Raw genomic sequence first — 14,794 nt, forward strand, 5'->3', positions numbered from 1 at the left:
GGCAAAATTTGGCTTTATCCTGGGTAGATTAAGCCGATTCCGATGGCCCGACCGACAGCCTGCGGAGTCGTCAGTGCATTAAGCTTTTCGCGAGAAGAGCGCAAGTGCACCTCAACCGTGCGGTGCGAAATCGACAGTATATCGCCGATATCTTGTTGCGATTTACCCGCTGCGGCCCATTGCAAAATCTCCAATTCTCGGCTGGAGAGGGTCGGGTGGTACAGCATCCGGCTGATCGTATCCGATGTCATGACATTGTCATGGATGTGTACGGCCAATGATTGCAGGTCACTTATCACGTTGGGCACCAGTTTCTTCCACTCATCCCGGCTGCACTCGCGCACTGCGCTAAGCAAGCCGATATCTCCGTACGGCCCGCGAACCGGAATCGTAATGCCTTGATCTGGAATGCCAAAATCATGTGCATCGCGAAAAACGCGCTGGAAATCTTTACCGCGTTCCAGACGGCTCCAGTCGACCGGAGCGATACTGCGCTGGCTCATGTGCAGCGTCGGATCGATCAGGTGCAGGCCTTGCTCTTGATAGTGGGTTTTCCAGTCGTCCCCATAAGTCACATGGCCGTGAATCGTACCTGCAGCAGGATTCATACCCGCATAGGCTGCGTGGTCCATTTCATATTTGTCACAGACCTGACGCAGGAACTCGTCATACCGAGTATCCTGTTCGGGAAGAGTGCTGAGATCAACAATATCCATACGGTAACGACCAGTTAGACCCGAGTGAGCGGGCGGATCCCCTTGGCCAGGAAAATGATACTGTCTTCCCTGACGTCAAGCAGGACACCACATTTCGCTTGTCAAGACAAGAAGATGTGGGAAATGTCTGCCTTTTATAGGTAAATGTGCCTTTCGGGCACACAATTACGCACCTTTAAAAGATTTAACGTCAGAGTTGTGCAGTAGGTCATGGGATTCGCCGTGGCATTTCGAAGGTTATGTATGTGCATTACAATCGAAATGCGAATTAAACATGCCTATTCTGTGGCAGAAACCAGACCCGTCTCGACGAGCATGCCCCTGGCCTTTGCTTCGGGCCAATATCCTTTGGCATAAAGAAAGATGGCACGCTGCTGATCTCCATCAGACAAAAGCCAGGCGCCTCGCAGGTATTTTCCGGCAAACTCCAGATTGGTATCGGCGTCCAGCAGGCCTTTGGCATTTCCAGTATAACCCATTGATCGCGCAGTGGCCGGGAGGATTTGCAGAAGCCCATAATAGGGGCGGTTCACCGCCCACGGCCGATGTGTGCTTTCACGGATCGCCAGCTTGTGCACCAACTCCCGCGGGAGCTCGTAGTGGTCAGCCCATTTATTGATCGAGGCGCGAAGCTCGGGTGTTTCATTGGGGTAGAGGGGGGGATCGAAGGTATCGCCGGAACCCGAGCTGCCAGGACTGCCACAAGCTGCAAGCGGTGCCATAAGCAACAAGGTTAAGACGCGGCGACGAAGGAGGGGGGTCATCAAAATACTCCTGATTGCGAATGGCGATGATATGAAACCCTCGCCGGTCTGCAAGGCCAGGCGAACAATCGGGCTGAATTTTGCTTGCGATGTAACAAAAAGAAAAAGGGCCGCGTAAAAGCGCGGCCCTTTGATATTGGATATGCAGTCAGATCAGGCTTTTGCTTCGTCTTCTTCGACCGGAGCTTCTTCGGCAACCAGATCTTCGTCTTCCGAAGCGGCAGAGCCTATGTCGTCGAACAGCTCGGCGATCTCGAATTCGGCAGCGGCTTCTTCTTCAGCAGCCAGTTCCTGGATCGATTTGCCCGATGCCTGCAGTTCGGCTTCTTCTTCCGAACGTGCGACGTTCATCTTGATCTCGACTTCTACCTCGGGGTGCAGGTTGACTGCGACCGAGTGCAGACCCAGTTCCTTAATCGGAGCGATCAGGGCAATCTGTTTCTTGTCGACGGTGAAGCCAGCTTCGGTTGCGGCGTCTGCGGCATCACGCGGGGTGACCGAACCGTACAGTGCGCCGGCATCCGATGCCGAACGAATCACGATGAACTGCTGACCGTCCAGCTTTTCAGCCAGCGCTTCAGCTTCTTTCTTGGTTTCCAGGTTGCGTGCCTCAAGCTGGGCTTTCTGGGCTTCGAACGACGCGATGTTGGCGTTCGATGCGCTCAGCGCTTTGCCTTGGGGCAGCAGGAAGTTGCGGGCGTAGCCGGGCTTGACGTCAACGACGTCGCCCATCTGACCCAGTTTCGCAACGCGTTCCAGAAGGATAACTTGCATGTCAGTCTCTCCTTACTTCACGGCGTAGGGCAGCAGGGCGAGGAAGCGGGCGCGCTTGATAGCACGGGCCAGTTCACGCTGCTTTTTCGCCGAAACGGCGGTGATGCGCGAAGGTACGATCTTGCCACGCTCAGAGATGTAGCGCTGCAGCAGACGGGTGTCTTTATAGTCGATTTTCGGCGCGTTCTCACCCGAGAACGGGCAGACCTTGCGGCGGCGGAAAAATGGTTTTGCGGCCATGGTTTATGTCCTTTCGTCAGGCGTTGATCAGCGGCGCTCGCGGCGGCCTTCGCGCTCATCGCGCTTCTGCATCTGGACCGAAGGGCCCTCGGCATGCTCGTCGACCTTGATGGTCAGAACTCGCATCACGTCATCATGCAGGCGCATCAGGCGTTCCATTTCCTGAACCGCACCCGAAGGGGCATCGGTTTTCAGGAAGGCATAGTGGCCTTTGCGGTTCTTGTTGATCTTGTAAGCCATCGTCTTGACGCCCCAGTACTCGCTTTCGACGACGTTGCCGCCGTTGTCAGCCAGAACGGTGCCGAAATGTTCGACAAGGCTTTCTGCCTGCGCGTTGGACAAATCCTGACGCGCGATCATTACATGCTCATACAGTGGCATGTGCACTCCTGTTTATATCAAGGCGCATTTCAAAGGCGGGGCCATATGGTCCTTCGCGACCCTGCCACGAGAGGCTGCGCGATTCATAACTCCTGCGAAGGATGGCCCCGTATACACGTTTGAGCGGGCGGGGCAAGCCCTGCCACATATGCCTTTGTGAAGTCGCCCTATTTCCACTGGTGCGCCCAATTCCTGACGCTTTTCGCCCCGAGGTTGTTCATGAAGCCGGGAGAACCCGGTAGATTGGAAAACATAGACAGGGCAAGACAATGGCCGTCATGAACACAAACACTTTTGAACAATCGGCACCTGCCGCGGTATTTGATAAATCCGTCCCCGTGCTGATTACGTTTGCGCCGAATTGGCGGGCTCGGATGTTTCTTCTGCGTGCCGTTGGTGTCTTTCTGATTGTGTCGGCCTTTTCGATGTGGTTGATGCCGGGTTCGGTTATGGGGGCCGAGGTTTGGCCTATCAAGTTAGTCGCTTCGCTGATGTTCTTGATTGTTGGCGTCAGCCTGCTGACCATCGAGGTGATGGATGCGCGCCCAGACGCCTATTTTGACCCAATCCGCCGCGAGGTTCGCATTCTTCAGAAAAACGAAAACGGTCGGCCGCAAACGGTATTGCGCCGCAGCTACGACTCGCTGGGTGGCGCGCGTTTCGCTGACGACCAGGTCGAACTGTACGATGTAGACGGAAGCCTGCTGATGAAGCTGCCACTGGAATCGGCGGATGTTGGCTCAGCGCTCAAAGGTCAACTCAGCCAAAACGTAACAATTTTCGCCTGATTTTTATTCTGTTCAAAAAGGAACAGAAGTTGTGAATCAAAAAAACTTGTGTGCCGCCCTTGGGCGGCACATTTTCGTAGGTGAGCAACCCACCCGGTTTGCAACAACACCATTGCGGAGATTGTTATGAAATCCACCCTTATTGCTGCTGCTTTGGCCGTATCGGCGACCACAGCATTCGCCAGTGCTGAAAAATACGTTTTGGACTCCAGCCATAGCCAGGTCATCTTCAGTTGGAACCACCTTGGCTTTTCGACCACCACGGGCATGTTTTCGGGCTTTGAGGGCGAAATCATGTTTGATCAGGAAGACCCGGCAGCATCGAGCGTGACTGTTTCGATGCCGGTCGTTGAGATGATCACCGGTTGGAAACCGCGCGAAGATCACTTCATGACCGAAGATTTCTTTGGCGCAGCCGAAGGTGATCTGGTGACCTTCACTTCAACTGGTATCGAGGTCACTGGCGAGAACACAGCCAACATCACCGGTGATCTGACCATGAATGGTGTCACCAAATCCGTGGTTCTGGATGCCAAGCTGAACCAAGTGGGTGAACACCCGATGGCGGGCAAGCCATGGGCCGGATTTGACGCCACCACAACGCTGGTGCGCAGCGATTTTGATTTGGGCCAATTCGCTCCATTCGTGGGTGACGAGGTCGAGGTCAAGATTTCGATCGAGGCACAGAAGGCCGACTAATCCCTTCATGATCCCAAAAAGAAACCGTCGGGGTTATGCGCCCCGGCGGTTTTCTATTTGTTGTCGCGTTCTGCCGTCAATTCGACTGCCACGATAACCGTGAACCCCAACGAATCTTCGGTGGGTTGCGATGTTCCAACGTCGAAATCCATTCGGTTGAGTTCCAGATTCCCCGACATCGTCGCTGCATCGTCGGCCAGTTCCAGCGTAAATGGCAGGACGACATCGATAGATTTGTCCCGGATTGTCAGAGGTCCTCGCGCCTCATAACCCGCATCCGTTTTGAACAGGTCGGCCTTAAATTGAGCCGTAGGAAACTGCGCACTGTCAAAGAAATCCGCACCCATCGCTTGGTCGGTGACTGTGCCGAGGCTGAGTGAACCAATGGCAATCGTTACATCGACGGAACCGGCCAATCCCGGCTCGGCGGGATCCTCAAACGCTATCGCTGCAGTCCAGTCAGCAAACTCGCCGCTTACGGGACTGCCCAATTGCGAGATAGTAATCGACAGGGATCCGTCTTCGACCTCCCATTCCGATTGAACTTGCGCAAGTTCGGCCGTGTCTTCGGTTGCTTTGGACTGGTCGTCAAAGACACCGGTGGACCAACCTCCGACCAGCACCGCGCCCCAGATTGCCAAGGCGGCGAAGGCGGGAACAATGGAATGGTGCTGTGCCGGGGGTTCCGGCGCGTCCGATTGGCCGGGCAGCATACGGCGCAGGGTACTGTCTTTGTCCACGACATGGTGTTTCAGCGCGCCCGCTATGTGCAGCACGAGCGCCACACCCAGGGCCCAGACGAAAAGCCAATGCAGGCTGGCGCTGATGTCTGCAAGGAAAGCTGACTTCGGAATAAGCGGCAGGTTCTGACCAAGGGGCCATAGGATCGGCGCGAAGCCGTCGGTGGCGGCGTGGTGGATCCAGCCGCTGAGCGGAGCCAGTACAAGCGAGCCGTACAGCAGCCAGTGCACAGTTTCGGCGGCGAAGGCCTCGGGTTTGTTTTCAGCGTTCAGCAAGCCCGGCTTCGTCTGGGTAACAGCCCAAAGGATTCGGGCCAGTGCGACGAAGAACACGGTAACACCAATGGTTTTGTGCAGTGAAAACAGCTGGGCGGCGCGGGCGATGTCATCCTCGGTCGTGGAAATGCTCGGATCGTAAATCGCATGGGCCAATTGGTTCGCGAACCAGCCCAGCGGCAGAGCCGTCAGGATCAGTAGCGCCGTCAGCCAGTGAAATGCTTTGGTTACACCACCATAGCTGGACCGGGTGTTGGTAAGGGGCATCGATTGGCTCTCCGAGTTTCTGAATTGAGGGTAAGTTAAATGGATGCCGTGTGGACACAAGACAGAGAAATGCACAGTAAAGGTGTCCTGATGCAGAACGCAGGCAATGCTTGTGCCGCGCCGATTGTCAGTTTAAACCCCGCCGAAATCTGACGTCACGCAAGAGGCACCAATGACACGCGCGTTTGTTTTCCCCGGGCAGGGCGCCCAGACCATCGGAATGGGCAAGGCCTTGGCTGAGGCATATCCAGCCGCCCGCGCCGTTTTCGATGAGGTCGATGAGGCTTTGGGCGAAAAACTGAGCGATCTGATCTGGGAAGGCGATATCGCAGAGCTGACCCTGACTCAGAATGCACAGCCCGCGCTGATGGCAACCTCGATGGCCGCAATGCGCGCACTTGAGGCCGAAGGCGTTTCGATTTCAATGGCATCTTATGTGGCGGGTCACTCGCTGGGTGAATACTCGGCGCTGGCTGCGGCCGGAGCTTTGACGGTTGCCGATACTGCCCGCCTGCTGCGGACGCGCGGGCAGGCGATGCAAAGTGCAGTGCCGGTGGGCGAGGGCGCAATGGCCGCCATTCTGGGGCTCGATCTTGAAGCGGTGCGCGCCGTTGCGGAAGAGGCCGCGCAAGATGAGGTCTGTCAGGCTGCCAATGACAATGACCCAACCCAGGTAGTCGTTTCTGGTTCAAAAGCCGCTGTTGAGCGCGCAGCCGAGATCGCCAAGGAAAAAGGTGCCAAGCGTGCAATTATGTTGCCGGTAAGTGCTCCATTTCACTGTGCGCTGATGCAGCCTGCGGCAGATGTAATGGCAGAGGCTTTGGCCTCGGTTGAAATCAAAGCGCCTGCCGTGCCTTTGGTTGCGAATGTTCGCGCCGAAGCTGTGGCTGATCCAGATATGATCCGTCAGTTGCTGGTGGAACAGGTCACCGGCTCGGTTCGGTGGCGTGAGAGCGTACAGTACATGGTCGCGCAGGGTGTGACCGAAGCGTGGGAGATCGGCGCGGGCAAAGCTCTGTCGGGAATGATCCGCAAGATCGATCGAGCATTGGCGTGCACAGCGGTCGGGACGCCTGAAGATGTACAAAAAGCCGTTAACCCCGGCGCATGAACAAGGGACAGCCGCCGGTTTCGGCGGCCAGAGAGGAAACATAGATGTTTGATTTGACAGGTAAGAATGCGTTAATCACCGGTGCTTCGGGTGGTATTGGCGGCGATATCGCCCGCGCGCTTTACGACGCTGGTGCAACTGTTGGCCTTTCCGGAACGCGCGTGGAGCCTCTGCAAGCTCTGGCCGACAGCCTTGGCGATCGTGCGCATGTCTTGCCGTGTAACCTTAGCGATCCCGAAGCCGTCGAGGCCCTGCCGAAACAAGCGGCTGAGGCGATGGGCTCGGTTGATATTCTGGTGAACAACGCAGGCATCACACGCGACAACTTGTTCATGCGCATGTCGGATGAAGAATGGCAGAGCGTGATCGACGTGAACATGACCGCAACGATGAAGCTGTGCAAAGGCGTGATCAGGGGCATGATGAAGGCGCGCTGGGGTCGGATCGTCAATGTCTCGTCCGTTGTGGCTGCGATCGGAAACCCAGGGCAGGCGAACTATGCTGCCTCCAAGGCCGGCATGATCGGCTTTTCCAAGGCGCTGGCGCATGAGGTTGCGACCCGTGGCATTACCGTTAATGCGGTTGCGCCGGGCTTTATCACCACCGCGATGACCGAGAAGCTGACGGATGAGCAAAAGAAGGGTCTGCTGCTCAAGGTTCCGGCCGGTCGTATGGGTGATCCGCAGGAAATCGCAGCCGCTGTGCTGTATCTGGCAAGCCCTGAAGCAGGTTATGTTACCGGAAGCACCTTGCATGTGAATGGCGGTATGGCCATGTTGTAATCGCAATTCAGGGTGGGCGCGAAAGCGTTTGCCTTGTGCGTTGTCTGTGCTATAGGCGGCGCATATGCGCAGGAACCGGTCCAAGGGCCGGTTCTCTGATTTCCCGGGGACCCGGGACCCAAACCGCCCGGAAAGGGCAAAACAAGTCCACCCCGAACGGGCAAGGGCAGAACCGGGCGGACAGCCCTGAAATTGAAATGAGGAATAGACATGAGCGACGTCGCAGATCGCGTAAAGAAGATCGTTGTTGAGCACCTGGGTGTTGAAGAGGACAAGGTTGCCGAAAACGCCTCGTTCATCGACGATCTGGGCGCAGACAGCCTGGACACCGTTGAGCTGGTAATGGCGTTCGAAGAAGAGTTCGGCATCGAGATTCCGGACGACGCAGCCGAGACCATCCAGACCTTTGGCGACGCGGTCAAATTCATCAGCGAAGCTTCCTAAGCTGACCTGACTGAGACAAAAACGGCGCTTCCGGGCAACGGAAGCGCCGTTTTTTTATGCTCTGCCACATTTCGCGCTTGCTTTGAGGCGTTGAGGCTCCGCACTCTGACACCTGAGGCAAGTTTCTGAGCGGGCAAGGGCATGATAAGATCCACCCCGATGATCAATACGGCGCGTCTGACCTTGTGTGCAATGCGCCCCGAGGATTTCAACCGGTTCGCCGAAATCTGGCGCGACCCCGAAGTTGTACGCCATATCGGAGGCACCCCGAAAACGCGCGGCGAGGCGTGGGATTCTTTCCTGCGCAACGCTGGACATTGGCAGATGACCGGGTTCGGTCAATGGGGTGTGATGCTGCAGTCGAATCGTACTCTGATCGGGCAAGCCGGGTTCTTCTATGGCAACCGGTCTCTGGGCGATGATTTTGATGGTTTTCCCGAAGCCGGCTGGGTTCTGGCCCCGGACATGCAGGGGCAAGGATACGGGTGTGAGGCCGCGCAGGCGGCGCACGACTGGTTCGACCGGATTATACCGGGCCCGTTGGTTGCGCTGATCGACGCGGACCATGCAGCCTCACAGCGATTGGCTGAAAAGCTGGGCTACAAGCTGTTGCGCGAAGCTGAATACCGCGACACGCCCGTTCATCTGTTTCGCCGTGATGGACCTCCTGCACGGGTGTGAAACGCATTGGGCAGTGCGATGCCGCAAAATGGACGAGCTTTGCCGATCTTGTGAAACAAAGCGGCAAATTGAGACTCTATGCTATCGTGGAATTACGGAATGATTCAGCGGAGGATATGAATCATGATGATTTACCCCACGATGGAGTTGCAGAACGGTCGGTGCGTTACGCTGGACAAGGGGCGTCTGGATGAAGCGATGATCTGGCATGTCGATCCGGTCGAGACCGCGCGCGGCTGGTCTGCGGCTGGAGCGGAATGGATGCAGCTTACGGATTTTGACGCGATCGAAGGCCGGGATACCAATTCCGAACTGATCGAAGAAATCATTCGCTCCTCTGAAATGTCAGTGCAGCTGGCAGGGGGGATGCGGACCCGCGAGCATGTTGAACATTGGATCAACAAAGGGGCCGGTCGAATCGTGATTGGCACACTTGCGGCCTGGGACCCGCAGTTAGTTAAGGAACTGGCCAAGCTTTATCCCGACCAGATCGTGTTGGCGGTTGATGTTTGGCAAGGGCAAGTGATGACCGAAGGTTGGCGCAGCCAAAGTGCGTTTACCCCGGAAGCCTTCATCGAAGCTTTCGCGGATACGCCTCTTGCTGCCATTCTGGTGACCGATATCGATAGCGATATGGAAGACGTCGAAGCGCAGCTGGGTCTGATTTCAGGACTGGCCGAAAAATCGCGTACACCGATCATAGCCAGCGGTGTCGTGCGTACCAGCGACGATATCTCTCGTCTCGCCTATATCTCGAATATTTCGGGTGCGATCGTTGGCCGGGCACTGTTCCGCAAGTCCGTCGATCTGTCCGAAGCATTGGAGGTCGCCCAATCGGCACACGAGCCAGTCGCCGAGTTCCAGTAAACTTCAGTACCAGACGACCCGCCTTTCCCGTTGAAGGAAGGGCGGGTTTTTGCCTTTCAGGCATCGTTCAACTCAATTGACAGAGGATTTGAACAGGTTACGGCACAAGGATGCCGGTTCAGAATATGCCGTTGCTCTTGCCCCCGCACCCCGGGCCGGGGTATGAGCGGTTCTCATAACAGGAAGCAGGCAAGAGGCACTTCATGCGCAGAGTCGTTGTAACCGGTCTTGGATTGGTCACTCCTTTGGCCAGTGGGGTCGAGGAAACATGGTCACGGCTGCTGGATGGAGAATCCGGCGCAGGACCAATCACGCAGTTTGATGCCGAGGCAAGCGGGGTCACCACGACCTATGCCTGCGAAGTGCCGCGCGGAGATGGCACCAACGGGACGTTTAATCCTGACGATTGGATGCCGCCGAAAGAACAGCGCAAGATTGAAGATTTCATCCTATATTCCATCGCTGCAGCCGAGATGGCTTGCAAGGATGCCAATTGGCTGCCCGAAGACGAAGAAGACCGCCTGCGCACGGGCGTTCTGATTGGGTCCGGTATCGGTGGGCTGGGATCAATTGCCAACACGGCCAACCTGATCCGCGACAAAGGTCCGCGCAGGGTTTCTCCGTTCTTTATCCCGGGCGCGCTAATCAATCTGGCCTCGGGGCAGGTTTCGATCCGTCATGGGTTCAAGGGGCCGAACCACTCGGTCGTGACTGCTTGCTCGACCGGTGCCCATGCGATCGGTGATGCCAGCCGCATCATCCGCGCCGGGGATGCAGACGTGATGATCGCAGGTGGCGGCGAGGGCTGTATTTGCGAAATCGGTATCGCCGGCTTCAACGCCTGCAAGGCGCTGTCGACCAAATACGCCGATGACCCGAAGAAAGCGAGCCGCCCCTATGACATCGACCGCGACGGTTTCGTCATGGGCGAAGGTGCAGGCATTGTAGTTCTTGAGGATTACGAACACGCCAAAGCGCGCGGTGCCAAGATTTATGCCGAGGTTCTGGGCTATGGGATGTCGGGTGACGCTTATCACATAACCGCGCCGTCCGAGGATGGCGATGGGGCCGAACGCTCGATGAAAGCAGCGCTGCGTAGTGCGGGGCTTGAGCCGAAGGATCTGGATTATATTAACGCGCATGGGACCTCGACCATGGCGGATACGATTGAGCTGGGCGCGGTAGAACGCCTGCTGGGGGATCACGCCAGCAACGCGACGATGACTTCGACCAAATCGGCCACTGGTCACCTGCTGGGCGCCGCTGGCGCGATTGAGGCGATTTTCTCAATCCTTGCGATCCGCGATCAGGTTGCACCACCGACGATCAATCTGGACAATCCAGCAGTTGAAACTCCGATCGATTTGGCCCCGAATGCCAAGCGCGAGCGTGAGATCAACGTGGCCTTGTCAAATTCGTTCGGCTTCGGCGGCACCAATGCAAGTGTGATCTTCGGAAAGGTCAACTAAATGTGGCGAGCGCTCGCTTCGAACGCGTTGACAATACTGATCGTTGGGCTGTTCCTGATGGGCGGTGTCGTCCTGTGGGGGCAGTCGCAATACAAGTCCGAAGGACCGCTGGAAACCGCGATCTGCCTGCAGGTAAAGCCAGGCTCCAACATGACACGGGTCAGCCGTGACCTCGAGGATCAAGGTGCGATCAGCAGCGGGTTGATTTTCCGCTTAGCTGCTGATTACACAGACAAATCTCAGCAGCTGAAAGCGGGTAGCTTTCTGGTTCGCGAAGGCGCGTCGATGGAGCAAATCGTCGACGACATAACTCATAGCGGTGCCAGCACTTGCGGGACCGAGATCGAATACCGCATTGGCGTGACCCGTATGCAGACCCGCGTGCGGGAACTGAACCCGGCGACTCTGGATTTTGATGAGGTGGCTTCCTTTGTGATCGGCGAAGAGGACGCCCCGGAAGTTTATGCAGAAAAACGCGGTGAGGCGGATACGCGTTATCGCATCTCGTTAGCTGAAGGCGTCACCAGTTGGCAGATTGTCGAGTCGCTAAAGGCGATGGATTTGCTAACCGGCGAAGTAGCAGAATTGCCCGCTGAAGGGATGTTGGCCCCTGACAGTTATGAGGTCAGACCCGGTGAAGATCGGAATGCAGTTCTTGCTGAAATGCAGGAAAAACAACAGCTTAGAATCAACGCAGCGTGGGAGGGGCGTCAGGATGGTTTACCTCTGAACAGCCCCGAAGAGATGCTGATTTTGGCTTCGATCATCGAAAAAGAAACAGGTCAGCCGGAAGAGCGTGGCCAGGTAGCCAGCGTTTTCGTTAACCGTCTGAACCAAGGTATGAGGCTGCAGACAGACCCGACGGTGATCTATGGTGTAACCAAAGGGCAGGGTACTTTGGGTCGCGGTTTGCGGCAAAGCGAACTGCGCCGTGCGACGCCTTGGAACACCTATGTTATCGAAGGGCTGCCACCCACCCCGATTGCCAATCCGGGTCTCGCGAGCCTTGAGGCTGCAGTGGCACCTGACAACACGGATTTCATCTTCTTTGTTGCGGACGGAACCGGTGGTCATGCCTTTGCCGAGACCCTGCAAGAGCACAATCGCAACGTCGCAAAGTGGCGTGAGATCGAGGCTGAGCGGAATTCCGGGAACTGATTCAATCGTCCGTGTTGTACAGGTTTGAAACGGCCCTTTGTCCGACTTGTACAACACGAATCTCTGACCCCGACAAAGCAACGGCCCGGTCAATCGACCGGGCCGTTTCTTATTCAGGCCGCTTTCGCGCGACGCGGTCGGCGGCGTCTCTGACCGCCCGGTTTGGGCGCACCAGAGTGCTGAGGTTTCGGGCCGCGACGGCGGTTGCTTGGACGGCGCGGGGTTTTCTTTGGTGAGATTGCTTCAGGCATCTCACCGCTGGCGACCGGGATTTCGATCTTCATCAGCTTCTGAATCTGACGCAGCAGGTCGACCTCTTCCGCCGAGCAGAAGGCAATGGCCTCGCCCTCGCGGCCTGCACGAGCGGTGCGGCCGATGCGGTGGACATAGTTGTCCGGTACCTCGGGCAGGTCGTAGTTGATCACATAGGCCACGCCCGGAATATCGATGCCGCGCGCGGCGACGTCGGTAGCGACCAGAACATTGACCTCACCGGCGCGGAACGCCTTGATTGCGCGGTCGCGCTGGCCCTGACTTTTGTTGCCGTGGATCGAGGCTGCATTGTAGCCATCGGCGACAAGCCCCTTCATCAGCTTTTCCGCTCCGTGTTTGGTACGAGAAAAGACCAGCGTCAGCGCGTCCATGTCAGCCGAGAGGATCTCGCGCAGTTTGGCGGGTTTTGCAGGCTTTTCAACAAAGTGGATCGACTGCGTGATCTTGTCGGCTGCTTTGCCGGGGGGCGAGACCTGCACCCGTTGCGGGTTGGTCAAATAGGCACGGCTGAGCTCTTCCATTTGCTTCGGCATGGTGGCTGAGAACAGCATGGTTTGGCGCGGCGTGCCCAGTTCCGGCGCGATCCGACGCAGGGCATGGATGAAGCCCATATCGAGCATCTGGTCAGCCTCGTCCAGTACGAGGTGCTTGACTGAACCCAGATTAACCGCACCGCGATCCATCAGGTCGATCAGGCGACCGGGGGTGGCGACAAGAATGTCGGTGCCGCGCGCCAGAAACATGATCTGCTTGTTGATCGACTGACCGCCAACCACGGTCGCGACGCGGATCTTGGTTTTCTTGGTCAAGTTGCGAAGGCTGTCGGCGATCTGGTTGACCAACTCGCGGGTGGGCGCGAGGATCAGCGCCTTGGCGGTTTTGGGATCGGGCTTGCCGGGCTGGGCCAGCAGATGGTCGATCAGCGGCAGGCCAAAGGCCAATGTCTTACCTGTACCGGTCTGGGCGAGGCCAAGGATATCGTGACCATTCAGGGCCAGCGGGATCGCCTGGTTCTGGATCGGGGTCGGTTGAGTGAAGTTGGCGCGTTTGAGCGCATCATTTAGAGCGGGCGCAAGGCCCAGCATATCGAAGTCGAACAAATAACTATCCTTTATAGCCCGAGGCAAAGGTCCACGGGCAAGTCGTGATGGGCCGCTTCCGCGACCGGCAGGGGTTGTGCGAAACCTCAGGACGTGCAGGCGTTCCCTGCAGCATCTGATTGTCGCGTCAAGAACCCTGCGTGATGGGGAACTATGGGTGAATCGGGCGCTGTTGGGGGCGGTGTCGCCCACGTGCTCACGCGGTAGCGCTGTTTGAGGGGCACATGCGCCTTGCGGTCGCGATTGTCAAGCGCCGTGTCGGCTATAAGCTTGCGCGGGTTGCGCGTTTGCCAGATACGGTTCGGAAGGTTTTATGAGTCGGGTCATGACATTCAGAGCTTTAGACGGAGCGGATTTGAGGACCGCCAGCGTCGCCCTTGTCATCGGCGGGATGATGTGGGGGCTGTACTGGATTCCGGTTCGCCACTTTGTCGACCAAGGACTGGATGGCCCATGGCCCGGTATTGTGATGTACACCTCGGCGTTGATCGTACTGACGCCCTTCCTGATGCGCGAACGGCAAGCGCTTTTGAAAGACTGGCGCGGGCTGATCTTCAGCGGGATGTTCACCGGTGCTGCGTTCAGCTTGTTTACCATCAGTCTGGTTTACACAGATGTCGTCCGGTCAATCCTGCTGTTCTATCTGACACCGGTCTGGGGAACGATCCTTGGAATGGTGTTTCTGGGTGAACGTCTTGGCCCGGCGCGCGTGCTGGGCTTACTCTGCGGTCTGGGTGGCATGTTCATCGTGCTTGGCGGAGAACAGGGGTTTCCCTGGCCGCGCAATACTGGAGACTGGCTGGCCCTGATCTCGGGGATCACTTGGGCGATGGGATCTCTGGGGCTTTATCGGACGTCCGGTATCTCTGTTCCGGGGCAGGTTTTTGCCTTTGTTTCAGGCGCTTTGGTGTTGTCTCTGCTGAGCGTTCCATTCGGCGGCGGTTTGGCGTCATCAGAGGCAGTCGGCGAGATGGTTATACGTATCGGCCCGGTCGCGTTGCTGTCGGTCCTGTACACCTTGCCGATGTTTTTTCTGACGATTTGGCCCGCAACCAAGCTTACCCCGGCACGCGTTGGTCTACTGCTGATGAGCGAAGTTGTGGTGGGCCTGATCTCGGCGGCGGTCTTCTCGGGCGAGCCGTTTGGGATGAGAGAAGCATTGGGTGCGGCTTTGATCGTAAGCGCTGCGTTTCTTGAGGTCATGCGGGGCTGATCGTTAACGGATCGGACGCCGGGTGTTGCATCTGCGTTGCGTAACGCATTG

The 14,794-nt window shown here is 57.1% G+C and carries 17 protein-coding genes; 10 read left to right on the top strand and 7 right to left on the bottom strand.

Going from position 1 to position 14,794, the window contains the following annotated elements; translation table 11 throughout:
• Positions 1 to 14: 14 nt before the first annotated feature.
• The 5 genes from I5192_RS04890 to rpsF form a co-directional block, all read right to left on the bottom strand.
• A complete protein-coding gene (locus I5192_RS04890) occupies positions 15 to 716 on the bottom strand; it encodes an autoinducer binding domain-containing protein (RefSeq protein WP_170396446.1) in 702 nt (233 codons plus the stop codon).
• A gap of 278 nt (positions 717 to 994) precedes the next feature.
• Positions 995 to 1,480, bottom strand: coding sequence for a lytic transglycosylase domain-containing protein (locus I5192_RS04895; protein ID WP_170396448.1), 486 nt, complete (start codon positions 1,478 to 1,480; stop codon positions 995 to 997).
• A 153-nt stretch (positions 1,481 to 1,633) separates the two neighbouring features.
• On the bottom strand, positions 1,634 to 2,254 hold the full coding sequence (gene rplI / locus I5192_RS04900; RefSeq protein WP_170396450.1) for a 50S ribosomal protein L9: 621 nt from the start codon (positions 2,252 to 2,254) through the stop codon (positions 1,634 to 1,636).
• Positions 2,255 to 2,266: 12 nt separating this feature from the next.
• On the bottom strand, positions 2,267 to 2,494 hold the full coding sequence (rpsR, locus tag I5192_RS04905) for a 30S ribosomal protein S18 (protein ID WP_005608650.1): 228 nt from the start codon (positions 2,492 to 2,494) through the stop codon (positions 2,267 to 2,269).
• A gap of 27 nt (positions 2,495 to 2,521) precedes the next feature.
• Entirely contained in the window at positions 2,522 to 2,875 is a 354-nt protein-coding gene (rpsF, locus tag I5192_RS04910; RefSeq protein ID WP_068332653.1) for a 30S ribosomal protein S6, read from the bottom strand.
• A gap of 278 nt (positions 2,876 to 3,153) precedes the next feature.
• On the opposite strand from rpsF, the gene I5192_RS04915 reads away from it, so the two are divergent.
• Complete coding sequence (locus tag I5192_RS04915) at positions 3,154 to 3,663, top strand: hypothetical protein (RefSeq protein ID WP_255612061.1); 510 nt, start codon at positions 3,154 to 3,156, stop codon at positions 3,661 to 3,663.
• A gap of 126 nt (positions 3,664 to 3,789) precedes the next feature.
• Positions 3,790 to 4,362 carry a YceI family protein gene (locus I5192_RS04920; RefSeq protein WP_170422240.1) on the top strand — a complete coding sequence of 191 codons (573 nt, stop codon included), beginning with the start codon at positions 3,790 to 3,792 and terminating at the stop codon, positions 4,360 to 4,362.
• 53 nt (positions 4,363 to 4,415) lie between these two features.
• Here I5192_RS04920 and I5192_RS04925 read toward each other — a convergent pair whose 3' ends face one another.
• Positions 4,416 to 5,645 (bottom strand): cytochrome b/b6 domain-containing protein, encoded by a 1,230-nt coding sequence (locus I5192_RS04925; RefSeq protein ID WP_223117886.1) that lies wholly within the window; start codon positions 5,643 to 5,645, stop codon positions 4,416 to 4,418.
• A gap of 172 nt (positions 5,646 to 5,817) precedes the next feature.
• On the opposite strand from I5192_RS04925, the gene fabD reads away from it, so the two are divergent.
• The 7 genes from fabD (at position 5,818) to mltG (ending at position 12,157) form a co-directional block, all read left to right on the top strand.
• Positions 5,818 to 6,756, top strand: a complete 939-nt coding sequence (fabD, locus tag I5192_RS04930) for an ACP S-malonyltransferase (RefSeq protein WP_223117887.1) — start codon at positions 5,818 to 5,820, stop codon at positions 6,754 to 6,756.
• A gap of 44 nt (positions 6,757 to 6,800) precedes the next feature.
• Entirely contained in the window at positions 6,801 to 7,538 is a 738-nt protein-coding gene (gene fabG, locus I5192_RS04935) for a 3-oxoacyl-[acyl-carrier-protein] reductase (RefSeq protein WP_170396459.1), read from the top strand.
• A 210-nt stretch (positions 7,539 to 7,748) separates the two neighbouring features.
• Complete coding sequence (locus I5192_RS04940) at positions 7,749 to 7,982, top strand: acyl carrier protein (RefSeq protein WP_008756330.1); 234 nt, start codon at positions 7,749 to 7,751, stop codon at positions 7,980 to 7,982.
• Between the two features lie 141 nt (positions 7,983 to 8,123).
• On the top strand, positions 8,124 to 8,663 hold the full coding sequence (locus I5192_RS04945) for a GNAT family N-acetyltransferase (protein WP_170646374.1): 540 nt from the start codon (positions 8,124 to 8,126) through the stop codon (positions 8,661 to 8,663).
• Positions 8,664 to 8,786: 123 nt separating this feature from the next.
• Positions 8,787 to 9,530: a HisA/HisF-related TIM barrel protein gene (locus I5192_RS04950; RefSeq protein ID WP_170396463.1), complete on the top strand. Its 744-nt coding sequence runs from the start codon at positions 8,787 to 8,789 to the stop codon at positions 9,528 to 9,530.
• A gap of 203 nt (positions 9,531 to 9,733) precedes the next feature.
• Positions 9,734 to 10,999: a beta-ketoacyl-ACP synthase II gene (fabF, locus tag I5192_RS04955; protein WP_170403139.1), complete on the top strand. Its 1,266-nt coding sequence runs from the start codon at positions 9,734 to 9,736 to the stop codon at positions 10,997 to 10,999.
• Positions 11,000 to 12,157, top strand: coding sequence for an endolytic transglycosylase MltG (gene mltG / locus I5192_RS04960; RefSeq protein ID WP_223117888.1), 1,158 nt, complete (start codon positions 11,000 to 11,002; stop codon positions 12,155 to 12,157).
• Positions 12,158 to 12,270: 113 nt separating this feature from the next.
• Here mltG and I5192_RS04965 read toward each other — a convergent pair whose 3' ends face one another.
• A complete protein-coding gene (locus I5192_RS04965; RefSeq protein WP_170396469.1) occupies positions 12,271 to 13,530 on the bottom strand; it encodes a DEAD/DEAH box helicase in 1,260 nt (419 codons plus the stop codon).
• 325 nt (positions 13,531 to 13,855) lie between these two features.
• Between I5192_RS04965 and I5192_RS04970 the strand changes: the two genes are divergently transcribed.
• Complete coding sequence (locus I5192_RS04970) at positions 13,856 to 14,743, top strand: DMT family transporter (protein WP_223117889.1); 888 nt, start codon at positions 13,856 to 13,858, stop codon at positions 14,741 to 14,743.
• Positions 14,744 to 14,794: the final 51 nt, after the last annotated feature.

The organism is Ruegeria sp. SCSIO 43209 (assembly GCF_019904295.1).
Classification (GTDB): Bacteria; Pseudomonadota; Alphaproteobacteria; order Rhodobacterales; family Rhodobacteraceae; genus Ruegeria.